We start from the raw sequence: 20,415 nt of genomic DNA on the forward strand, positions 1-20,415 counted from the left end.
CCAGCCAGGACCCGGCCTCGCCGCTGGAACGGCCCTCGGCCTGTCCGAGTAGGCCCTGATCACCGGTCAGGTCAACGAATCCGGTGTGCCACCGGTCGGTGACCTGCTCGAACACCCCGGTTTCGGTGTTCAGGGTGAAGCGAGGCTTGCCCCGGCGGGTCTCATCGATTCCCAACGCCGACACCGGTTCGGGTTCCTCGGGCAGCATTGTCGTGGCGTGGTCGAGGAAAGCCGCGTTGACCACCGGCCAGGACAGGCCAGTCCCGCGCGGCCTGCGCCACCGTCCGGGCACCTTCAGCCACCGCACGCCCCGCCGCCCCACGAAGCCGCGCGGTCACCCAGGACGCCCAGCGCCTCCAACATCACCTCGAAGCCCCGAACAACGACCGTGCGACTCCCTGAGCCCGGGGAGTACCGAGCCGGAGACCTCAGCGAGATCGATGTTGCCGGCTCACCCGACCAGACAGTTCCAGTGGATCCACGCGGGCGGGTCATTCCGGCTGCGCAACCGCCACGCCTGATTTCCAGGATGACTCCCGGATGTAGGTGAGTTTTCGGGAGCACGTCGACGACCCGCCATTCACCGCCGGCCGAAGAAAATCGGCCGGCGGTGAATGGCGCGCGCGGGAAACCGAGTCGCCTATTGCGGGGGGTGCGTGTGCAGCGGGGATCTGTCGCCGACCAGCCACCGGTGGCCGAACGGGTCTGTGAAGCCTCCCTGGCGGTGGGTGCCCCACGGCGTCCGGTGGTCGCGGATCTCGTCGACGCTGCCGTCCGCGCCCGCCGCTACCGCGCGGTCGATGAGGCTGTCGGGATCCTCCACGAAGATCTCGATCCGGGCGGTTCGCGTGCCGCACGCGGTGGGGGTGTCCCAGCCGTTGTTCGCGGGCTCTCCGAGGAAGAACGGCGCGCCCTGGACCGTCAGGCCGATGACGCTGCCCAGGTTCCACAGCTCGGTGGCGCCGAGTCCCTTCGCATACCACCGGGCGGCCGCCGGGGCGTCGTCGACCGCGAGCATCACCGAGATCACCGGGGTGTCAGGCATCGGACCGGAGGCCGGGGTCGAGCTGGAAGACGCCGATCGCGTTGCCGGCGGGGTCGTGGATGGTCGCCAGCCGGCGCACCCCATCGTCCACTGTGGGCGGTTGGGTTATCTCGCCGCCGTTGTCGGTGACCAGCTTGAGCGTGTGGTCGAGGTCGTCGACGTTGATCCATACCAGTGGGCCGGCGTCGGGGGCGGGCGGGCGGCCGTCGATCCACTGGCCGATCAGGCCGGGGGCCTCGAAACTCGGGTAGGGGCGTTCGACGTGCCAGCCGAACACCTTCTCGTAGAACTCCGCCGAACGCCACGGGTCCCCCGCGGGGATCTGCAGGTAGCCGACCTGACCGTGGGCGAGGGGAGCTGTCTCATGTTCGACCATCGGAGTGTCCTTTCGCATCCCAGCCAGGTGCCAGGAGAAGTCGGGGAATGCTGTCGGTGAACCAGCGTTCGACGTCGTCCGGGCTCCACCCGCGGTGCCGGGTGAGCCTGCTGAAGACGACCGGGTCCATGAGCAGCCAGACGGTGTCGACGGCGGCGGCCCGGCTCATCCCGGGGCGCAGTGGCGCGCGGGCGACGAGCCCGTCGACGAGCCAGCCGACGGTGATCGTGCGCTGGGCCTCCTGCCGCTCGGCGAGGGCTTTGATCTCCGGATCCGTGGGCGCGGCCTCGTAGGCGGCGACCACGAGCTCCGCGGCCCGGCTCGCGGCCGCCACGAACACCTTGCCAAAGATCGCCAGGAGCTCCGCGACCGTGTCGCTGGCCGCCGCCTTGCGCGCCCAGTCCCGCTGCAGCACGGCGACCGGCTCGTCGTCCCCGGCGATCGCCACGTCGATGGCCGACTTGAGCAGCCGCGGCTTCGTGCCGAACGCCAGCTCGACCGTCGGCACCGACACGCCGGCCCGGGCCGCGACCGCGCGCACGGTGGTCGCCGCGTAGCCCTGGGCGCGGAACAGGTCGCCTGCGGCCGTGACGATCCGCGCGCGGGTGTGGCGCGCGCGTTCCGCGCGGCCGGGCGCGTGGTAGGCGCGCCTCGCCGTTTCACGGTCGTCGTCCGGCATGGGTCCGATATTAACTAGGGTAGGCCCATATCTAAAGCGGCTGCTGCGTCACGCCGCCGGCGTTGTGCGCAGCGAGTGCGCCACGAAGTCGTGACGGGCCACCGCGCCGGGCGCGGTGCGCCACAGGCAGGTGCTGAGGTCGACGACCTCAGCGGAGGCGTGCGGCCGGGTGCGGTGCTGCAGATCGAGCATGTGACTGCCGACGATTGCTGGCCGGGTGGCCGCGGCGGCTCGGAGCAGGCTGTCGCACTCTTCCCCGCGGTCGACCGGCGCGACGCGGGGATGAGATCCAGCACCGGGTGTGGGTTCGACCTTCTCGGCATCTCGGCACCTGGTCGGAGGTAGCTGCTGATCATCGCGGCGTGTGACAGTCCATGACGCACCGCCAGGGACCACATCGAGGTGCTGCCGTTTCGGGCTACGGTAAATACCGTGGTCTCCGAACTGGTGCGCCCAGATCTCCCGCAGAACCAAGATCTGCTCAGCTATCTGCGGGAGCACGCCTGTCGACCCGGTGGGCCGGGCGATCACGTTCTCGGTGAGTGGCAGCTGCACACGCATCCTGACCTGGTTGAGCGGCTCGAACTGGTGGCGCCGGACGGTTGCCCGCTCATCCCTCTGTTCGGCGTACCGGTTCTGGCAGCGGACGGTATCGTCGCGGTCGCTGCGCTGGGTACATCCTGGCTGCTGGTCAAGATTCCCGAGTTGCCGACCGGCGTGGAGCTCGCAGCCCCGCTGCCGCCGCTCACCGATCAGGGCTGGCATGCCGTGAACGCCTGGCAGAGCGCACTGCCAGACACGGAAGGGCAGCGGAAGGTCTCTCAGCTGCTCGCCGCCGCGCTCCGTCATGTCAATGACATCACATAGATCCTGCTGCGCAAGCCCATCCTGCTCGCCTGGATGGCAGCGGTGCCGCGCCGACGGCCTGTCCCGACGGCGCGGCCGATCGAGCCGAGGTGGGGCACCAGCGAGGTCGCTGCCGCGAACGGGCATCCGCTCCCGGCGCCAGGGGTTTTTACTGGCCATCGGCGAGCACAGCCTTACAAAGGATTCGACGACTGCCACTCGAACGTGGCCTGTCCGCTCACGACGGTGCCGGGAAACGCCGGATGAACCGGGGCGGAGCCCACACCCTGAGCTGATCCTGGTTGGCATGAGATGGCCGGTATGTGGAAGAACTCCCGGTAGAACGAGCGGTACTGAGTCGCCGTTGTACCAGGAGTTCCGTCGATGACACCCATGCCGGCTCCGTTCGTAGCCGCTCGGGGAAGTCCGGGCTCAGTCGTAGAAGCGCCGGGCACTCGAGCCGATACGCGTGACGTCCGTACCGTAGATGTGGATCGAGATCGCCGTGTTTTGAGCCGTGTTGTGGACCCGGTGGATGTCGCCGGGCGGCGCGAACCCGCTGACGTCGCCGACGTGGTTGTCGCTGCGGCCGACCAGGTTCAGCTCGGCGTCGAACAGTTCCTCGTGCTCGACGCCCTGAATGACGCCGAACACGCACCACGTCACGTGGTCGTGGATGCGCGTCACCTGGCCGGGTCGCCACACCAGCGCGACGATCGAGAACGAGCCGTCGGGCTCGACGTGCAGGGTGTGGCTTCGGTAGCCGTCCGGCGAGCCGAGGCGCTGCTCGGCGGTCAGCACGTCCGGGCCGGGTAGGTGCCGGCGTAGCCGCTCGGCGACGAGTTGCGCGGTGTCCGACCAGGCGGCGTGTGCGGCGATGTCGGTGCGGACGCCGGCAACCAGTTGGCTCAGCTCGGTGATGGGGCGGGCCTGTGTCCTCATGCCATGAGCGTGCGCCCGATAGACCCATACGTCCAATGCCTAGTTTTGTGCTGATTCATAGATAGGATTGATGCATGCTCGACGTCACCCGGCTGCGCGTCCTCGACGCCGTCGCCCGGCACGGATCGGTCACCGCCGCCGCAAAGGACCTGCACTACTCGCAGCCGTCGGTCAGCCACCACCTCGCCCGGCTCGAGGTCGAGACCGGCGCGCAGCTGCTGCAACGGGTCGGGCGCGGCATCCGGCTCACCCGGGCGGGGCAGCTGCTGGCCGACCGGGCGGCCGAGATCATCGGGCGGATCGATGCCGCCGACGCCGAGCTGTCCGCCCACGTCGGGCTGACTGCCGGGCGGGTGCGCCTGGCCGGCTTCTCCTCCGCCATCGGGTCACTCGTGCCGCGAGCCGTGGCGGCGCTGGCCAGCAGGCATCCGGGCCTGCAGATCAGCCTGACCGACACGCATCCCCCCGAGGCGCTCGAGCTGCTGCGCACAGGCGCGATCGACGTCGCGGTCATCTTCCGCTACGACGAGACCGAGCCCGAACCGGACGGCGTGCGCCTGCACCATCTGCTCGACGACTCGCTGTACCTGCTGTCGACCCGCCGAGGTGGCAACCTTGCCGCGCTGCGCGACGCGACGTGGATCGCCGGCTGCGAACGGTGCCGCAGCCATCTGCTGTCCCTGTGCGCCGACGAGGGCTTCGAGCCACGAATCGGCTACACCTCAGATGACATGGTCGTGATGCAGACGCTGGTGGCCGCCGGGTTGGGGGTGACGACCATCCCGGGCTTGGCCCTGCGCGTCCACCGCGTCACGGGCATCGTGGCGAGCGAGCTGCCGGCGTCGCGCCGGCACGTCTATGCGGCGACCTACGGCGAGCCGCCCGACGCGCCCCCGACCACCGCGCTGCTGGCGGCGCTCGCCGAGGCCGCCACCGGGATCCGGTAGCGAACCCGACCCGCCTCCGGACAACCAGGGTCTTCGTCGGTTGCTTGACCAGGTACTCGGCCCGCTCGTGGGAAAGACGCCTGCGGCCCGACTCCGGGCACCGGTCGGTCCGCCGGGTGGGTCGGCCAGCACATTCGGCGAGCGTGTCCACGTCGAGGTCGGAACACGTCGCCGCCGGAAGCCCCCTAGTGTCGCGTGACCCTGAAACCTTGACGCCGCTGCGGCCAACAGCGGCCCCTGTCTGCGTTACAGCGTTGTCGGAAGGCCCAAGTACATCCAGTACGAGCGGCTTTCCTCCGCCTTGCCAGGAACCACGTGGATCCACAGCGGACGCAAAGGAACAGGATCACGCGACACTAGCCGTGCCAGCCACCGGGTCGCGGCAGGATCACGTCGCGCACCCCCGATGTACGTCAGGTCGTGGCTGAGCCCGGTCCCACAGGCCGAGCGTGGCGCATCGGGACTCGATGGTGTCCCAGGACGACGATCTCGCCGTGGGGAGGTAGGTGCGGGTCGGCAGACAGCGGCGGACGAGGGCACGCATCGCCCAGCGGTCCGGCAGGTCGAGACCGAGGGTGCGGGCCTGGACGAGGACGTTGCCCAGCGCGGCCGACTCCACCGGCCCGGCGACCACGGGCACCCCGCAGGCGTCGGCGGTCAAGGCACAGAGCAGCTCGTTGTGGGTGCCGCCGCCGACCAGGTGCACCACGTCGACCGGGCGGCCCGTCACCTCGGTCAGCCGGCGGACCGTCCTGCGATAGGCCATGGCGAGGCTCTCCAGCACGCACCGGGTGGTCTCGCCGACTCCCTCGGGTGGGCGCTGCGCGGTGGCGCGGCAGGCGTCGGCGATGCGGGTGGGCATGTCACCGGGTGGCAGGAGCTCGGGGGCGTCGATGTCGATCATCGGGCCGAATGCCGGCGCGTCGGACGCGGCGGCGAGCGCGTCCTCCAGCGAGACCGGGTGGTCCCATGTGCGCAGGGTCTCCGACAGGACCCACAGGCCGGTGACGTTGCGGAGCAGCCGGGTGGTGCCGTCGATGCCCGCCTCGTTGCTGAACCCGGCCAGCCGGGCCTGCTCGGTGAGGACCGGTTCCGCCAGCTCCATGCCGACCAGCGACCAGGTGCCGGAGGAGATGTAGGCGAAGTCGCTGTCCGGTGCGGCGGGCACGCCGACGACCGCGGACGCGGTGTCGTGCGACCCGACCGCGACGACCGGTACCGGTGAGCCCGCGCCGAGCTCCGCGGTGACCCCCGGTGTCGTCTTGCCGACGAGGTCGCCGGCGGAGCGCAACGGTGGCAGCAGCCGAGGCGGGATGCCGACCCGGGTCGCGAGGTCGGCCCACTCCTGGCGGCGGGCGTCGTACAGGCCGGTGGTGGAGGCGTTCGTGCGTTCGGCGCCGACAGCTCCGGTGAGCCAGTAGCCGAGCAGGTCGGGGATCAGCAGCATCGTCTCGGCCGCGGCGAGCCGGGAACCGTCTACTTCGGACAGCAGTTGGTAGATCGTGTTGAACGGCAGCTCACGTAGTCCGGTGACACGCCAGAGGTCGGTCGCGGGCACGCTCGAGTGGACGGTCGCCGCGATGCCGTCGGTGCGGGAGTCGCGATAGCACACGGGGTTTCCGAGCAGGGTGCCGTCGCGGTCGAGCAAGCCGTAGTCGACCGCCCACGAGTCGATGCCGATCCCGGCGATCCCGCCGGCTGCCCGCAGCCCGGCGAGGGTCTCCCGGTAGATGCCCACAATGTCCCAGTGCAGGGTGGCGCCGAGGCGTACCGGACCGTTGGCAAACCGGTGCACCTCCCGCAGCGACACCGAGTCGGGCCCGATCTCGCCGATCATCACACGGCCACTGGTCGCGCCGAGGTCGACCGCGGCGAGCCGCAGGTTCACGGCCGGACGGCCGTCAGCTCCAGACCGAGCAGGTCGGCCACCGCGGTCAGCTCGCCGACGCGGTGGCCCGTGCCCAGCGCCCAGTGATGGGCGACGCCGGAAGCCGACCAGGCGTCGGTCCATTCGCCGGGGTCGCAGCCGAAGTCCACTCGGGACGTGGTGTTGCCGATCTTCAGGAGTGGGCCCGGCACGACGGTGCCTTCCGCGGCCACCATCGTGAACACGCCGTCGCGGCGCTGGCCGAGGCCGAACGCGGTGACCGGGCCGTGGGCGACGTCGAACTCGACCGACACGCCCCAGCCGCGCTTGCCGTGCAGGATGTCCAGGCCGCGCAGCAGCGGCCTGCGGGCGCTGATCGCGAGGTGTGCGGGTCCGTCGTGGCCCATCTCGACGACGTTGTCGCGGAAGTTGAGCGCCTGGAACTCGGTGAACGAGCCGCCCGCACCCAGCCGGTCCATGATCAGCATCGCGAGTGATGTGCGCAGCTCGTACTCGCCGGCGGCGGGGATGCCCCGGGCGGTCAACAGTGACGCGCCGAGGGTGAGCCCGGCGCCGACCCGCTCGTGGGTCTCGCCGTCGAGCCCGCGGTGGTAGTAGGCCAGCGAGTCGAGCCCGAAGTCGTCGACCAACCGGTCGAGCGCGACCGACACCCTGCCCGCCCACGCGAGGTCCTCGTCCACAACGGACTCGTCGAGGGTGAACATCGACCGGGCCAGCTCGACCCGGGCGGCGGTCTCGGCGTCGGTGACCTTCTCCACGCGCACCCGCACGTCGTCGATCTCGAGGATCTCCACGTGGCCGCCGAGCTGGGCGGTCACCAGGGTGGGGTCGCTGGACACGTCCATCATGCCGGGGTAGAGATGGCCGAGCAGCCCGTGCCGGCCGTGCCGCAGTGCCGCGCGCACCCCGGCGGCCTTGACCCACCGTCCGATGCGTGCCCAAGCCCGCTCGTCGCCCAGATGTCCCGACACCGAACGGAACTCCACGCCGCAGCGGCGGAACGCGTTCGCCATCTCCGGGAGCGGGCAGGCGCCGCAGTAGGCGAGCCACGCGCCGGTGTCGAACGTCTCGTGGTCCATCGCCTCGCTCGGCTGCAGGTTGATCAGCAGCACGGGCGCGCCCGAGCGTTGCGCGACCGGGGCCAGCATCGAGGCGGTCATGTAGGTGGTGAGGAAGCCGATGATGAGGTCGCAGTCGGCCATCCGGAGCTTCTCGGCGGCCACGGCGCCGTCGCGCTCGTCGGAGATGAACCCGACGTCGACGACGTCACAGTCCATGCCGCCCAGGCGCGTGGACACCTGTTCCGCGGACCGGCGCAGCTGGGGGAGCAGGTCCGGGAACTGGGGCCAGTAGGCACCGAGCCCGCCGGCGACCAGGCCGATGCTAGTCCGCCTCCCCGGAATTAAAAGTTGGGGTTGCGTTGGGGCCGGAGGGTTCTGGCTGGGCACGTGTTTGTGGCTGGGTTGCGTCACGGTCCCCTTGGGTGCGGTTGGGGAGCCCTCGGGTGTCATGAGCAGTCTCCTATCAGCGGATGAAGGCGGCGGCGACCCCGGCGTCGACCGGGATGTGCAGACCGGTGGTGAGGGCGAGGTCGCCGGTGGTCAGCGCGACCACCGCGGCGGCGACATGCTCCGGCAGGACCTCCCGCTTGAGCAGGGTTCGCTTGGCATAGAACGCGCCGAGCTCGGACTCGGGCACGCCGTAGACCGCGGCGCGCTGGGCGCCCCAGCCGCCCGCGAAGATCCCCGAGCCGCGCACCACCCCGTCCGGGTTGATGCCGTTGACCCGGATGCCGTGCTCGCCGAGCTCCGCGGCCAGCAGCCGCACCTGGTGGGCCTGGTCGGCCTTCGCGGCGCCGTAGGCGAGGTTGTTGGGACCGGCGAACACGGCGTTCTTCGACGAGATGTAGACGATGTCGCCACCGATGCCCTGGTCGATCATGGCCCGGGCGGCGGCCTGGGAGACCAGGAAGGAACCCTTGGCCATCACGTCGTGCTGCAGGTCCCAGTCCCGCTCGGTGGTGTCGAGCAGCGACTTGGAGATCGACAGGCCCGCGTTGTTGACCACGAGGTCGATCCCGCCGAACGCCAGCGCGGCCGCGTCGACGGTGGCACGGACGGCCGCGGCGTCGGTCACGTCCGCGGTGACGGCCACGGCCACGTCGCTCGTGCCGATCCCGGCCGCCACCGACTCCGCGGCCGCCGGGTCGAGATCGGCGACGACGACACATGCTCCTTCGGCGGCCAGCCGCTCGGCGATGGCCTTGCCGATGCCGGACCCGCCGCCGGTGACGAGCGCGATCCGGCCCGCGAGCGGCTTGGCCGCGGGCATCCGGCGCAGCTTGGCCTCCTCCAGTGCCCAGTACTCGATGCGGAACTTCTCCCGCTCGTCGATCGGCGCGTAGCGGGAGACCGCCTCGGCCCCGCGCATGACGTTGATGGCATTGACGTAGAACTCGCCGGCCACCCTGGCGGTCTGCTTGTCGCGGCCGAAGGAGAACATGCCGACGCCCGGCACGAGCACGATCGCCGGGTCCGCGCCGCGCATCGGCGGGCTGTCCGCGTCGGCGTGCCGCTCGTAGTAGGCGCGGTAGTCGGCGCGGTAGGCCTCATGCAGCTCCCGCAGCCGCGCCACGACGTCCTCGACCGGTGCGGTCGCGGGCAGGTCCACCACCAGCGGCCGCACCTTGGTGCGCAGGAAGTGGTCCGGGCAGGACGTGCCGAGCGCGGCCAGCGCGGCGAGCTTGTCCCGGGCGAGGAAGTCGAGCACCGAGTCGGCGTCGGTGTAGTGGCCGACCTGGCGGCTGTCGGTGGACGCGAGCCCGCGGATCACCGGCGCCAGCGCGGCGGCGCGCGCGTGCCGTTCCTCGGCGGGCGGCGGTTCGAAGCCGGGCACGACCGCACCGAACGGCTCCGCGACGCCGCGTTCGGCCAGGAACCGCTCGGCGGTGCGGATGATGTCCAGTGAGTTCGCCTGGCACTCCTGCGATGTGGCGCCCCACGCGGTGATCCCGTGCCCACCGAGAATCACCCCGATCGCCCGCGGTTTGGCGGCCTTCACCGCCGCGATGTCGAGGCCCAGCTGGAATCCCGGGCGCCGCCAGTCGACCCAGGCGACCCGGTCGCCGAAGCACTCCTTGGTCAGCGCCTCGCCGTCGGCGGCGGTCGCCAGCGCGATCCCGGAGTCCGGGTGCAGGTGGTCGACGTGCGCCGCGTCGACCAGGCCGTGCATGGCGGTGTCGATCGACGGCGCCGCGCCGCCCCGGCCGTGCAGGCAGTAGTCGAACGCGGCGACCATCTCGTCCTCGCGCTCGACCCCGGGGTAGACGCCGGTCAGCGCGCGCAGCCGGTCCAGCCGCAGCACGGCCAGCCCGGACTCGGTCAGCGTGCCGAGGTCACCGCCGGATCCCTTGACCCACAACAGCTCCGTGGGCTCGCCGGTGACCGGGTCGACCGCGCTGCCCTTCGCGGACGTGTTGCCACCGGCGAAGTTCGTGTTGCGCGGGTCGGCGCCGAGCGCGTTGCTGCGGGCCACCAGCTCCTCGGCTGGAGTCATGCTCCCCAACCCGCCTGTGCGCCGTCGGCGCGCTCCTCCTGGATCTTCTGCTGGTAGCCGCTGCGCTTGTAGGCCGCGACCGGGTCGGGGTCCAGGCCCGCGTCGGCGCGGACCTCGGCGAGCAGCGGGCGCACGTCGGTGTTGTAGGCGTCCATCAGGACGGCGTTGGCCTCGAGCACGTCGCCCGACCGCTGGACGGCGGCGAGCGCGTCCCGGTCCACCAGCAGCGCCTTCGCGGTGGCCTCCTGGACGTTCATCACCGAGCGGATCACCGCGGGGATCTTCTGCTCGATGTTGTGACACTGGTCGAGCATGAAAGCTATGCCGTACGTGGGGTCCAGCGCGCCGCCCCGGACGATCTCGTACATGATCCGGAACAGCTGGAACGGGTCGGCCGCGCCGACCATGAGATCGTCGTCGGCGTAGAAGCGGGAGTTGAAGTCGAACGCGCCGAGCCTGTTCTGCCGCAACAGGAACGCCACGATGAACTCGATGTTCGTGCCGGGCGCGTGGTGGCCGGTGTCGATGCAGACCGTCGCCTTCGGGCCGAGCTCCACGCAGTGCGCGTAGGACGTGCCCCAGTCCGGGATGTCGGTCGCGTAGAACGCCGGCTCGAACAGCTTGTACTCCAGGACGATCCGCTGGTCCTCGCCGAGCCGGTCGTAGGTCTCGCGCAGCGCCGCGGCCAGCCGGTCCTGCCGGTCGCGCAGGTCGTCCTGCCCGGGATAGTTGATCCCGTCGGAGAACCACAGCTTCAGGTCGTGCGACCCCGTCGCGTCCATGATCGAGATGGCTTCGAGCAGGTGGTCGGTCGCCTTGCGCCGGATCCCCGGGTCGGGGTTCGTGACCGAGCCCAGCTTGTAGTCGTCGTCCTGGAACACGTTCGTGTTGATCGCACCGACCCGCACGCCGAGGTCCTGGGCGTACCGGGCCAGCGCGGCGTAGTCCGGCACCCGGTCCCACGGGATGTGCAGGGCGACCGACGGCGCGACACCGGTGAACCGGTGCACGGTCGCCGCGTCGGCGATCTTCTCCTCCGGCGAACGCGGCACGCCGGGTTGGGCGAACACCTTGAACCGGGTGCCGGAGTTGCCGAACGCCCAGGACGGTGTCTCGATCGCTTGGTTTGCGAGGGCTTGCTTCACAGCGGGCAGGTCAGACACTCGGATCACGCCGTTTCGCTATCAGTACGGGAGAGTTGTTCGTCCAGGTTGAACACTTCGGTCAGCAACCGGAACCCCTCGTCCGGGGGCCGGCCGTCGGTGTCAATGCCGCTGCCGGTGAAGAACCGCGCCATCTCGGCCTGCCAGCGCCGGTTCACCTCGGTGGCCGCCATGGCCGCCTGCGCGGCGTCGAGTGACTCGGCCTCGACATAGCCGATCAGCAGTCCGTCGCCGCTGTCGAGGAAGAGCGAGTAGTTGTGCCACCCGGAGTCGCGCAGCGCCGCGAGCATGTCCGGCCAGACCGCCCGGTGCCGTTCGACGTACTCGGCGAGGCGCTCCGGCCGGACCTGCAAGCGGAAGCAGTAGCGGGGCATTTGGTCAGGCTCTGCTCAGAAGTCGAAGTCGTCGATGTTGCTCGGGTCGAACACGGTCGGCGGGCCGAGGACGATCTCGCCGTCCTTGCCGATGGTGTAGTCGCCGAGCTTGCCGGCGGTGAACTTCTCGCCCTCCTTGCCGGTGATCTGCCCGGACACGAGCCCGACACCCGCGTACGCGGCGAGGTAGCCGATGTCGGCCGGGTTCCACAGCGCGAACTCCTTGACCGTGCCGTCCTTGATGTACTCACGCATCTGGTTCGGCGTGCCCAGCCCGGTGATCGCGACCTTGCCCTTGTAGTTCGAGGAGCTGACGTAGCGCGACGCGGCGGCGATGCCGACGGTGGTCGGCGAGACGATCACCTTCAGGTTCGGGTAGGACTGCAGCAGGCCCTGCGCCTCCTGGAAGGACTTCTGGTCCTCGTCGTTGCCGTAGGCGATCTTCACCAGCTTCAGGCCCTTGTTCTCCGGCTTGGCCAGCTCGGTCTTCATCACCTCGATCCACGCGTTCTGGTTGGTGGCGTTCGCCGTCGCCGAGAGGATCGCGATCTCACCGGAGCCCCCGGCGAGCTTGCTCGTCATCTCCACGAGCTTCTCGCCGATGCCCTGGGTGGATGCCTGGTTGATGAACACGTCGCGGCAGTCCTTGGCCGCGTCGGAGTCGAACGCCACGATCTTGATGCCCGCGGTGCGCGCCTGGTTCAGCGACGGGCACACGGCGTTGGGGTCGTTGGCGGCGATACCGATGACGTCCTGCTGCTGCTGGATCAGCGTGTTGATGTAGCTGACCTGGGAGGAGGCGCTGGCGTCGTTCGGGCCGACGAGCTTGTACTCGCCCTTCAGCTCGCCGAGCGCCTCCTCGCCGCCGCTGACCTCGATATCGCTGTACGGGTTGTTCAGCTGCTTGGGCAGGAAGGCCATCTTGACGCCCTCCTGCAGGGTCGCCTCCGGGTTGGCGGTGCCGGTGGACTCGGCGCCGCCGCCCTCGTCGGCCGTGTCCTCCTTCGTCGTGCCACCACAGGCGGTGAGCGCGACGGCGAGGGTGGTCGCCGAGGCCAGTGCGGTCAGGACGCGAACGGTCCGGAATCGGGACATCGGTGTCGCCTTTCTCGACGCGGGGACGTCATTGAGGGGGTCGGTGGTTCAGGGGCGGGTTTCACTGTTGGGGGATCGGGGTTCGTCGCAGGCGCCGTCGCTGTGCGGCGGCGCGGACCGAGCGGCTGATGTTGGGCAGCAGCACGGAGACGATCAGGAGCGAGCCGGTGACGATGTTGAGCGCCTCGTTGGTCACGTCCTCGAGGCGCAGCGCGTTCTGCAGCGTGGCGAGCAGCAGCACACCCGCGAGCACGCCCGGCATGGTGCCTTTGCCGCCGAAGATCGACACGCCGCCGAGCAGTACGGCCGCGACGACGGCGAGCTCGAGCCCGACGCCGTTGTCGGCGCGGGCGCTGGAGTAGCGCAGGGTCCACAGCACGCCGGCGAGCCCCGCGACCGCGCCGCTGGCCACGAAGAGCCAGAACTTCAGCCGGGCGACGCGGATGCCGGAGAACCGTGCGGCCTGCTCGCTCGCGCCGGCCGCGAACACGGCCCGGCCGATGGGGGTCGCGTGCAGCACCACGGCGAATACCGCGGCGAGCACGAGCAGCAGGATCAGGACGTTGGGGATCGGGGTGTCGCCGATCGTCCCGGTGGCCCACGCGGTGAACCGGACCGGGAAGTCGGCCACGGCCGAGTCGCCGAGCACGACCAGAGCCAGGCCGCGGAACAGGGCCAGCGTGCCGATCGTGACCGCGAGCGAGGGCAGCTTGAACACCGTGACGAACAGACCGTTCACCGCGCCCAGCACGGCGCCGAGCAGGACACACAGCGGGATGATCGTCTCGATCGCCATCCCGCTGTTCCACAGCGCGCCCATGACCGCCGAGGTGAGGCCGAGCGTGCTGGCCACCGACAGGTCGATCTCCCCGGTGACGATGATGAACGTCATCGGCAGCGCCAGCAGCGCGATGGGCAGCAGGTCCAGCACCAGGAATGTGACGTTGCGGCTGGTGGCGAAGTTCTCCACCACACCGCTCGCGACGATGAGGGCCACCACGGCCACGACGATGATCGCGCCGTCCCAGCTCGCCAGCCGGGCGAGCGGCCGGCTCGCCCGGATCTCGCTACCGGACATGGGAGTTCCTCTTCTTCCGTGTCCTCGTTCGCAGCGCCCGCGCGGTGCGCACGGCGACGAGCCGGTCCACCCCGATCGCGAACAGGATCAGGGCGCCGACGATGGCGTTCTGCCAGAACTGGTTGATGTCGAGGACCGCGAGGGCGTTGCCGATGACGGTGAGCAGCAGCGCGCCGAGCGCCGCACCCCACACGGTCCCGCTGCCGCCGAAGACCGCCACCCCACCCACCACCGCGGCGGCGACGACGTTGAGCTCGTAGTTGGTGCCCGCGGCGGCGTCGATGGTGCCGAACCGCACGGCGAACAGGACTCCCGCGAGGCCGGCAAGGGCACCGCTGACCGCGAAGGCGCCGATGAGGTTGCGGCCGACCTTGATCCCGGCGAGCGTCGCCGCCTCCGGGTTGGAGCCCATCGCGTACAGCTCGCGGCCGACCCGGTAGTTGCGCAGCAACACCCCTGCCGCGATGGTGACCACGAGCGCGATGATCACCAGCCAGGGCACGCCGAGTACGGTCTCGTTCGCGAACGCCAGGAACCGCCGGGGCAGCTCGTCGGCGGTGATCTGCTGGCCGCCGGCCCAGATGTAGGCGATGCCGCGGAACACGTACAGCGTGCCGAGGGTGACCACCAGGGCCGGGACCTGCCCGTAGCGGACGAGGGCCGCGTTGACCAGGCCGCAGACCCCGCCGATGGCCATCCCGAGGAGCAGGGCGAGCGGCACGGGCAGACCCGGGTTGTCCTGGACGACGGTGCCGACCGCGAACGCGGTCAGGCCGAGTATCGACCCGACCGACAGGTCGATGTTGCGGGTGATGATCACGATCGCCTGGCCGACCGCGAGGACGGCGAGGATCGAGGTGCCGAGCAGGATGTCCCGAACGCTCTGCGCGGAGAGGAACCGCGGGTTGGCGACGGCGGTGTAGGCGACGAGGACGGCCAGCGCCAGCACGATGCCCAGCTCGCGGGCCCGCAGGACCGAGCCGAGCAGTGACATCGGCTCGCTCCGCTCGCTGGTTCGTGGGTCTGTTCCCGGTGTCTTCCCTCCTGCGCTGCTCGGTCGTTCCTCGCTGCGCCGCTCGTCAGTCCAGACACCGGCGGCCTGTGACATGGGCTCGCTCCGCTCGCCGGTTCGTGGGCCTGTTTCCGGTGTCTTCCCTCCTGCGCTGCTCACTCGCTCGTTCCTCGCTCGCTCCGCTGCTCGTCAGTCCAGACACCGGCGGCCCGCTCACGAGCCTGTGACATGGGCTCGCTCATGTGACCGCTCCCTGGCCCATGGCGGCGAACATGATCGACTCCTCGGTCGCGTCGGCGCGGGGGATCTCCGCGGCGATCCGGCCCTCCCGCATGACCAGCACGCGGTCGGCCATGCCGAGCACCTCGGGCAGCTCCGAGGACACCATCAGCACGGCAACCCCGTCGGCCGCGAGCGTGGACATCAGCCGGTGCACCTCGGCCTTGGTGCCCACGTCGATGCCCCGGGTCGGCTCGTCGACGATGAGCACCCGCGGCGTCGTGGACAGCCACTTGGCCAGCACGACCTTCTGCTGGTTGCCACCCGACAGCGTGCCGGCCGGGTCGGCGAGCCGGCCGTACTTGGTGCGCAGCCGCTCGGTCCACCGCGCGGCCTCGCGGCGTTCCCCGCCGCCGCCCAGGAAGCCGAGCCGTGCCAGCGCGCCGGAGCGGGGGAGCGTGATGTTGCGCTGGATCGACAGGTCCATGACCAGCCCCTGCTGCCGCCGGTCCTCGGGCACCAGTGCCATCCCGGCCGCCATCGCCGATCGCGACGACCCCGCGCGGACGCGCTTTCCGTTCACCCGAACGGTTCCCGCGTCCCGACCGTCCACTCCGAACACGGCCTGCACGACTTCCGACCGCCCGGAGCCGACCAGACCCGCGAGCGCGACGATCTCGCCCGCTCGCACGTCGAATGACACGTCGCGGAACACGCCGTCCCGGCTCAGCCCCTCGACCTCGAGCACGACCGCGCCGGGCTCGACGTCCTGCTTGGGGAACAGCGCGTCGAGGTCGCGGCCGACCATGCGGCGCACCATCTCCTCCACCGTCAGCTCGCCGATGGGATCGGTGGAGACATGGGCGCCGTCGCGCATGATCGTCACCCGGTCGCACAGCGCGGTGATCTCCTCGAGGCGGTGGGAGATGAACAGGGTCGCCGCGCCTTCGTCGCGCAGCGCCCGCACCACGGCGAAGAGCCGCTCGACCTCGACGGTCGACAGGGCCGCGGTCGGCTCGTCCATGATCAGCACGCTGGCCCGGCCGCCGATCGCCTTCGCGATCTCGACGATCTGCTGGTCGGCGATCGACAGGCCGCGGGCGGGCCGGCCGGGGTCGATCCGCACGCCGAGCCGGGTGAACAGCTCCGCCGCCTCGCGGCGCATCCGGCCGCGGTCGATGACGCCGAGGCGACCTCGGGGCTGGCGGCCCATGGCGATGTTCTCGGCGACCGAGAGATCCGGGAACAGGGTCGGCTCCTGGTAGATCACCGCGATCCCGGCGGCCTTGGCGTCGCCCGGACCGGTGAACTCGGCCGGCTCACCGGACACCAGCAGCGTCCCGGTGTCCGGGCGGTGCACACCGGCCAGCATCTTCACGATCGTCGACTTGCCCGCGCCGTTCTCGCCGACCAGCGCGTGGACCTCGCCGGGGTACAGACGAAAGGAACAACCGCGGACCGCGGCCACGGCGCCGAAGGACTTGGCGACCTCGCGAACCTCCAGCAGTGGAGTGGCGTCCTGCCGCGCCATCGCGGCACCTCCAGATTAATGAAAGGTTTCAATGAAGCTACCCCCCGGAACGTATATGGCCACCATCACAACCGTCAAGACACGGCGCGCTAACGACTGTGTCGTCGCAGTTCTACCGCGGTTTGGGCACAGAAGGCTAAGCTCCGACCAGGTTCGGTAACGTTTCAACGAGGGGCAGTCCAGATGACGGCATCCGAGCAGCGCGCGGTCAGTGTTCGTGATGTCGCCGCGCTCGCCGGCGTGTCGGTGGGCACGGTGTCGAACGTGCTGAACCGGCCGCACACGGTGAGTGCGACCACGCAGGCACGGGTTCAGGCCGCGATGACCGAGCTGGGCTTCGTGCGCAACGAGTCGGCGCGGCAGCTGCGCGCCGGCCGGAGCCGGACGCTCGGCTACGTGATGCTGGACGGAGGCAACCCGTTCTTCACCGACGTCGCGCGCGGCATCGAGGAGGAGGCGGAGGCCAACGACCTCTCGCTGTACATGTGCAACAGCGACAACCGGGTGGAGCGGGAGCTGTCCTACCTGAGCCGCCTGGAGCAGCAGCGGGTGCAGGGCATCCTGATCACCCCGTCCGACGCGAACGCCCCGATCCTGGACGAGCTGCCGCGCCGCGGCACACCGCTCGTCATCGTCGACCGCACGCGCGAGGCGGACACCCACTGCTCGGTCGCGGTCGACGACGTGTTGGGCGGCGAGGTCGCCATCGACCACCTGATTGAGCTCGGGCACGAGCGGATCGCCTTCGTCGGCGGGCCCACGTCCATCGGCCAGGTCCGTGACCGCCGGGAGGGAGCGTTGAAGGCGCTCGCGAAGGCCGGTGTGGATCCGGACCGGCTCACCCACATCGAGACCAACGCGCTCACCGTCGGTGAGGGCCGCAACGCGGGCCAGCGGCTGGCCGGCCTGCCGTCCCGCAGCCGGCCCACCGCGGTGTTCTGCGCCAACGACCTGCTCGCGCTCGGCCTGCTGCAGCAGTGCGTCAGCATGCGGGTGCGGGTGCCGGAGGATCTCGCGATCGTCGGCTACGACGACATCGAGTTCGCCAGTGCCGCCGCCGTTCCGCTCACCTCGGTGCGCCAGCCCCGGCGCCAGCTCGGTCGCTCGGCCGCGGCCTTGCTGCTGCGGGAGACGAGGGAGCCCGATCACCAGCACGAGAAGGTGCTGTTCACTCCCGAGCTGATCGTTCGCCGCTCCAGCCTGGCGATGGACTGACTCGTGCCGTGCCCGCGGCGGCAGGTCGTGTCTCGTGGATCTTGGGAAAGCGGATTCGTGATCCAGGTGGCTCCTGGCAAGGCGGCGGAAAGCCGCTCGTACTGGATGTGCTTTGGGCTTTTCTCCAACGCCGTAACACAGACAGGGGCCGCTGTTGGCCGCAGCGGCGTAAAGGTTTCAGGGTCACGCGACACTAGTCCTCGTGCCCGGTCCGGTGTGGGGTGAAGGCGATCGCGTGCACCGTGTCCGCCACCTCGGGCCACCGGGGGTCCGCCGGGTCGGCGGGGAAGCCCAGCAGCGGGGCGAGCCGTTTCCAGGCGCCGGGGTGCGCGCGCTGGTAGGCCTGCAGGGTGCGAAGCGTCTCGGTGCTGTCGAGGAAGCGGTGGCCGGGGTCGGGCCACCGGCGGGTGCCGAGGCGGACCTCGATGGCGGGGGCGGCCCGGAGGTTGCGGTACCAGTCGGGGTTCTTGCCCCAGGCCGCGACGACGATCACCTCGGGGACGGTCGGGTCGAAGCTCACGGTCTCGACGACGACCTCGCGGCGGGCGCCGGTGCGCCGGCCGCGGTGGGCGAGGTAGAGCAGCCGGTGGCCGGTGAGCCAACCCAACCTGGCGCGGTAGAGCCAGATCGGGGTGCGGAGTGCCAGGCGGAGCAGCCCGGTGGGCTTGCGGTCCGTCAGTGCCATGTGGTTCCTCCCATCGCGACGATTCGGTTGAGGATCGGGGTGACGGTCTCGGCGGTCATCGCGGGATCGAGTGCCCGGTGCAGCAGGATGCCGTCGGTGGCCGCGGCGAGGACGGCGGCGGTCGCGCGCGGTTCGGCCACGCCGTGTGCGCCGAGCCAGGTCGCGAGCCGGGTCCGGAAGTCGGTGACGATGCCGGCGACCGCGTCACGCAGACCGGGGTCGCGGGCGGCGGCCAGGTAGGTCTCGCTGAACACCGTCGACACCGGATCGCTGCCGGTGTAGCCGTCGAGGGAGGCCATCAGCAGTCGCAGGGCGTCTGCGGGTGTCTCGGCCCGGTCGAGCAGTGGCCCCAGGGAGTCGGCGACCTCTCGCATCACGCCGACGGCCGCTTCGGTGAGCAACGCCTGCAGTGACGTGAAGTGGTAGTGCACCAGGCCGGCGGCCACCCCCGCCCGCTCGGCGAGCACGCGGGTGCTCACCGCGGTCCAGCCGCGTTCGGCGATCAGCTCGACGGCCGCGGTGAGCAGGCGTGACCGCACCTCCCGGCCCCGGTCCGCCGCCGTCGCCATGCCCGACCTCCTGGACGTCCGCCCTGGGCGATTGCCCAACAAAGCTATATCACTCGGGTCGGTGGTGGGTCAGGTGGTGAGGTCGCGGCGGGTGTGCCCGGCGATGCCGAGCACGGTCAGCAGGACGGCGAACCCGGCGAGCGAGCGCAGCAGGCGGGTGCGTGGGCCACAACGCGACGCCGGCCGGGACGTAGGCCAGGTGCCGGTGCGCCCGGCGCACGTCCGCGGCCGGCTCGCCGAAGATCTCCGCGCTGCCGGACGAAGGCCGGATCAGGCCGAGCAGCAGGCGGATGGTCGTCGACTTGCCGGCGCCGTTGGGCCCGGGGAACCCGAACACCTCGCCGGGCGTGACGGTCAGGTCGAGGTCGGCGACCGCAATGGTCGTACCGAAGTGTTTGGTCAGTCCGCGGGTGCGGATCGCGGTCGCGACAACAGCGCTCTCGGACACGGAAGTCCTTCCATGGTCGGCGAAACGACTGCCGACCACACTTCCCGGCGCACCTGAGCGAAATGTGCTCCCGCGGTGGGTTGACCAGACTCCGGCCCGAGCGGACCGCGGGGAACCGAAATCCGGCAGTTCGTAAGCTATGGTGCCATTCGTGAAGATCGCTGTGGTTGGCGAGACGAGGCCGGGTGAGCGGCGGGTCGCGCTCGTTCCGGGTCTGGTCTCGCGCCTTGTCGACGCGGGCCAGGATGTCGCGGTCGAGCCGGGTGCCGGCAAGGCCGCGGGGTTCGGCGATGACGACTACCGAGCTGTGGGCGCCGCGGTCGACGACGACGCGCTGAACGGCGCCGGCGTCGCGCTCTCGGTGCAACCGCTCGGCGCCCGGCAGGTGCGCGGGCTCGCCAAGGGCGCGATCACGGTCTCGTTCCTGCCGACGGCGCAGGAGCTCGAGCTGGTCCGGGTGCTGCGCGACGCCGGGCTGACCGCGTTGGCGATGGAGCTGGTGCCGCGTATCTCGCGTGCGCAGGCGATGGATGCGTTGTCCTCGCAGGCGTTCGTCGCGGGTTACCGGGCGGTGCTGGTGGCCGCGGAGCGGTTGCCGCGGTTCTTTCCGTTGTCGATGACCGCGTCCGGTACGGTTCCGCCGGCCAAGGTGCTCGTGCTCGGTGCGGGTGTGGCGGGTCTGCAGGCGATCGCGACCGCGCGCCGGTTGGGTGCGAAGGTGCGGGCCTATGACGTGCGGGCGGCGTCG

Annotated in this window: 20 protein-coding genes and 2 pseudogenes; 4 read left to right on the forward strand and 18 right to left on the reverse strand. The window is 70.6% G+C overall.

The window, feature by feature from the left end:
• The 5 genes and pseudogenes from GEV28_RS33525 to GEV28_RS33545 form a co-directional block, all read right to left on the reverse strand.
• Positions 1-187: pseudogene (locus tag GEV28_RS33525) on the reverse strand (ISL3 family transposase); the annotation flags it as partial.
• Positions 188-640: 453 nt separating this feature from the next.
• The gene (locus GEV28_RS33530; RefSeq protein ID WP_291416875.1) at positions 641-1,045 is read right to left on the reverse strand and encodes a glyoxalase/bleomycin resistance/extradiol dioxygenase family protein; all 405 of its coding nucleotides are present in this window, start codon (positions 1,043-1,045) and stop codon (positions 641-643) included.
• Positions 1,038-1,421, reverse strand: a complete 384-nt coding sequence (locus tag GEV28_RS33535; protein ID WP_291416877.1) for a VOC family protein — start codon at positions 1,419-1,421, stop codon at positions 1,038-1,040. Before GEV28_RS33535 ends, GEV28_RS33530 begins: the two co-directional genes overlap by 8 nt.
• The gene (locus GEV28_RS33540; protein WP_291416879.1) at positions 1,408-2,100 is read right to left on the reverse strand and encodes a TetR/AcrR family transcriptional regulator; all 693 of its coding nucleotides are present in this window, start codon (positions 2,098-2,100) and stop codon (positions 1,408-1,410) included. The genes GEV28_RS33535 and GEV28_RS33540 overlap by 14 nt, the downstream gene beginning before the upstream one ends.
• Positions 2,101-2,148: 48 nt before the next feature.
• Positions 2,149-2,292, reverse strand: coding sequence for a hypothetical protein (locus GEV28_RS33545; RefSeq protein WP_291416881.1), 144 nt, complete (start codon positions 2,290-2,292; stop codon positions 2,149-2,151).
• Between the two features lie 240 nt (positions 2,293-2,532).
• Here GEV28_RS33545 and GEV28_RS33550 point away from each other — a divergent pair, with 240 nt between their 5' ends.
• Positions 2,533-2,967 (forward strand): hypothetical protein, encoded by a 435-nt coding sequence (locus GEV28_RS33550; RefSeq protein ID WP_291416883.1) that lies wholly within the window; start codon positions 2,533-2,535, stop codon positions 2,965-2,967.
• Between the two features lie 411 nt (positions 2,968-3,378).
• On the opposite strand, the gene GEV28_RS33555 is transcribed toward GEV28_RS33550, so the two are convergent.
• Positions 3,379-3,888, reverse strand: a complete 510-nt coding sequence (locus tag GEV28_RS33555) for a cysteine dioxygenase family protein (protein ID WP_291416885.1) — start codon at positions 3,886-3,888, stop codon at positions 3,379-3,381.
• Between the two features lie 74 nt (positions 3,889-3,962).
• Here GEV28_RS33555 and GEV28_RS33560 point away from each other — a divergent pair, with 74 nt between their 5' ends.
• Positions 3,963-4,835: a LysR family transcriptional regulator gene (locus GEV28_RS33560; RefSeq protein WP_291416887.1), complete on the forward strand. Its 873-nt coding sequence runs from the start codon at positions 3,963-3,965 to the stop codon at positions 4,833-4,835.
• A gap of 388 nt (positions 4,836-5,223) precedes the next feature.
• Here GEV28_RS33560 and GEV28_RS33565 read toward each other — a convergent pair whose 3' ends face one another.
• The 9 genes from GEV28_RS33565 to GEV28_RS33605 all read right to left on the reverse strand — a co-directional run bounded on the left by GEV28_RS33565 (position 5,224) and on the right by GEV28_RS33605 (position 16,750).
• Complete coding sequence (locus GEV28_RS33565; RefSeq protein ID WP_291416909.1) at positions 5,224-6,717, reverse strand: rhamnulokinase family protein; 1,494 nt, start codon at positions 6,715-6,717, stop codon at positions 5,224-5,226.
• Between the two features lie 2 nt (positions 6,718-6,719).
• A complete protein-coding gene (locus GEV28_RS33570; protein ID WP_291416889.1) occupies positions 6,720-8,021 on the reverse strand; it encodes an L-fucose/L-arabinose isomerase family protein in 1,302 nt (433 codons plus the stop codon).
• 226 nt (positions 8,022-8,247) lie between these two features.
• Positions 8,248-10,278: a bifunctional aldolase/short-chain dehydrogenase gene (locus GEV28_RS33575; protein WP_291416891.1), complete on the reverse strand. Its 2,031-nt coding sequence runs from the start codon at positions 10,276-10,278 to the stop codon at positions 8,248-8,250.
• Positions 10,275-11,450 carry an L-rhamnose isomerase gene (gene rhaI / locus GEV28_RS33580; RefSeq protein WP_291416892.1) on the reverse strand — a complete coding sequence of 392 codons (1,176 nt, stop codon included), beginning with the start codon at positions 11,448-11,450 and terminating at the stop codon, positions 10,275-10,277. Before rhaI ends, GEV28_RS33575 begins: the two co-directional genes overlap by 4 nt.
• Positions 11,447-11,815, reverse strand: a complete 369-nt coding sequence (locus tag GEV28_RS33585) for an L-rhamnose mutarotase (protein WP_291416893.1) — start codon at positions 11,813-11,815, stop codon at positions 11,447-11,449. Before GEV28_RS33585 ends, rhaI begins: the two co-directional genes overlap by 4 nt.
• A 15-nt stretch (positions 11,816-11,830) precedes the next feature.
• Positions 11,831-12,910, reverse strand: coding sequence for a rhamnose ABC transporter substrate-binding protein (rhaS, locus tag GEV28_RS33590; RefSeq protein ID WP_291416895.1), 1,080 nt, complete (start codon positions 12,908-12,910; stop codon positions 11,831-11,833).
• A 61-nt stretch (positions 12,911-12,971) separates the two neighbouring features.
• Positions 12,972-13,988 carry an ABC transporter permease gene (locus GEV28_RS33595; protein ID WP_291416897.1) on the reverse strand — a complete coding sequence of 339 codons (1,017 nt, stop codon included), beginning with the start codon at positions 13,986-13,988 and terminating at the stop codon, positions 12,972-12,974.
• On the reverse strand, positions 13,978-14,982 hold the full coding sequence (locus tag GEV28_RS33600; protein ID WP_291416899.1) for an ABC transporter permease: 1,005 nt from the start codon (positions 14,980-14,982) through the stop codon (positions 13,978-13,980). Before GEV28_RS33600 ends, GEV28_RS33595 begins: the two co-directional genes overlap by 11 nt.
• Positions 14,983-15,238: 256 nt before the next feature.
• Positions 15,239-16,750 carry a sugar ABC transporter ATP-binding protein gene (locus tag GEV28_RS33605; protein ID WP_291416901.1) on the reverse strand — a complete coding sequence of 504 codons (1,512 nt, stop codon included), beginning with the start codon at positions 16,748-16,750 and terminating at the stop codon, positions 15,239-15,241.
• Positions 16,751-16,933: 183 nt separating this feature from the next.
• Here GEV28_RS33605 and GEV28_RS33610 point away from each other — a divergent pair, with 183 nt between their 5' ends.
• The gene (locus tag GEV28_RS33610; protein WP_291416903.1) at positions 16,934-17,965 is read left to right on the forward strand and encodes a LacI family DNA-binding transcriptional regulator; all 1,032 of its coding nucleotides are present in this window, start codon (positions 16,934-16,936) and stop codon (positions 17,963-17,965) included.
• Between the two features lie 193 nt (positions 17,966-18,158).
• Here GEV28_RS33610 and GEV28_RS33615 read toward each other — a convergent pair whose 3' ends face one another.
• Genes GEV28_RS33615 through GEV28_RS42725 form a run of 3 tightly spaced genes read right to left on the reverse strand, consistent with a single transcriptional unit; the run spans position 18,159 to position 19,667 of the window.
• Positions 18,159-18,650, reverse strand: coding sequence for a nitroreductase family deazaflavin-dependent oxidoreductase (locus GEV28_RS33615; RefSeq protein ID WP_291416905.1), 492 nt, complete (start codon positions 18,648-18,650; stop codon positions 18,159-18,161).
• Positions 18,641-19,219 (reverse strand): TetR/AcrR family transcriptional regulator, encoded by a 579-nt coding sequence (locus GEV28_RS33620; protein ID WP_291416907.1) that lies wholly within the window; start codon positions 19,217-19,219, stop codon positions 18,641-18,643. The genes GEV28_RS33615 and GEV28_RS33620 overlap by 10 nt, the downstream gene beginning before the upstream one ends.
• A 49-nt stretch (positions 19,220-19,268) precedes the next feature.
• A complete protein-coding gene (locus GEV28_RS42725) occupies positions 19,269-19,667 on the reverse strand; it encodes an ATP-binding cassette domain-containing protein (protein ID WP_367115251.1) in 399 nt (132 codons plus the stop codon).
• 151 nt (positions 19,668-19,818) lie between these two features.
• On the opposite strand from GEV28_RS42725, the pseudogene GEV28_RS33630 reads away from it, so the two are divergent.
• Positions 19,819-20,415 (forward strand): annotated as a pseudogene (locus tag GEV28_RS33630) (NAD(P)(+) transhydrogenase (Re/Si-specific) subunit alpha); the annotation flags it as partial.

It is taken from the genome of Actinophytocola sp., assembly GCF_009379765.1.
Lineage (GTDB): Bacteria > Actinomycetota > Actinomycetes > Mycobacteriales > Pseudonocardiaceae > Actinophytocola.

Excerpts from the sequence above, each read along its gene's own strand:
- GEV28_RS33560 (WP_291416887.1), top strand. The coding sequence starts at position 3,963 with ATGCTCGACGTCACCCGGCTGCGCGTCCTCGACGCCGTCGCCCGGCAC.
- GEV28_RS33585 (WP_291416893.1), bottom strand. The coding sequence starts at position 11,815 with ATGCCCCGCTACTGCTTCCGCTTGCAGGTCCGGCCGGAGCGCCTCGCC.
- GEV28_RS33540 (WP_291416879.1), bottom strand. The coding sequence starts at position 2,100 with ATGCCGGACGACGACCGTGAAACGGCGAGGCGCGCCTACCACGCGCCC.
- GEV28_RS33555 (WP_291416885.1), bottom strand. The coding sequence starts at position 3,888 with ATGAGGACACAGGCCCGCCCCATCACCGAGCTGAGCCAACTGGTTGCC.
- GEV28_RS33545 (WP_291416881.1), bottom strand. The coding sequence starts at position 2,292 with ATGCTCGATCTGCAGCACCGCACCCGGCCGCACGCCTCCGCTGAGGTC.
- GEV28_RS33595 (WP_291416897.1), bottom strand. The coding sequence starts at position 13,988 with ATGTCCGGTAGCGAGATCCGGGCGAGCCGGCCGCTCGCCCGGCTGGCG.
- GEV28_RS33615 (WP_291416905.1), bottom strand. The coding sequence starts at position 18,650 with ATGGCACTGACGGACCGCAAGCCCACCGGGCTGCTCCGCCTGGCACTC.
- GEV28_RS33575 (WP_291416891.1), bottom strand. The coding sequence starts at position 10,278 with ATGACTCCAGCCGAGGAGCTGGTGGCCCGCAGCAACGCGCTCGGCGCC.
- rhaS (WP_291416895.1), bottom strand. The coding sequence starts at position 12,910 with ATGTCCCGATTCCGGACCGTTCGCGTCCTGACCGCACTGGCCTCGGCG.
- GEV28_RS33535 (WP_291416877.1), bottom strand. The coding sequence starts at position 1,421 with ATGGTCGAACATGAGACAGCTCCCCTCGCCCACGGTCAGGTCGGCTAC.
- GEV28_RS33620 (WP_291416907.1), bottom strand. The coding sequence starts at position 19,219 with ATGGCGACGGCGGCGGACCGGGGCCGGGAGGTGCGGTCACGCCTGCTC.
- GEV28_RS33610 (WP_291416903.1), top strand. The coding sequence starts at position 16,934 with ATGACGGCATCCGAGCAGCGCGCGGTCAGTGTTCGTGATGTCGCCGCG.
- GEV28_RS33530 (WP_291416875.1), bottom strand. The coding sequence starts at position 1,045 with ATGCCTGACACCCCGGTGATCTCGGTGATGCTCGCGGTCGACGACGCC.
- GEV28_RS33605 (WP_291416901.1), bottom strand. The coding sequence starts at position 16,750 with ATGGCGCGGCAGGACGCCACTCCACTGCTGGAGGTTCGCGAGGTCGCC.
- GEV28_RS33600 (WP_291416899.1), bottom strand. The coding sequence starts at position 14,982 with ATGTCACTGCTCGGCTCGGTCCTGCGGGCCCGCGAGCTGGGCATCGTG.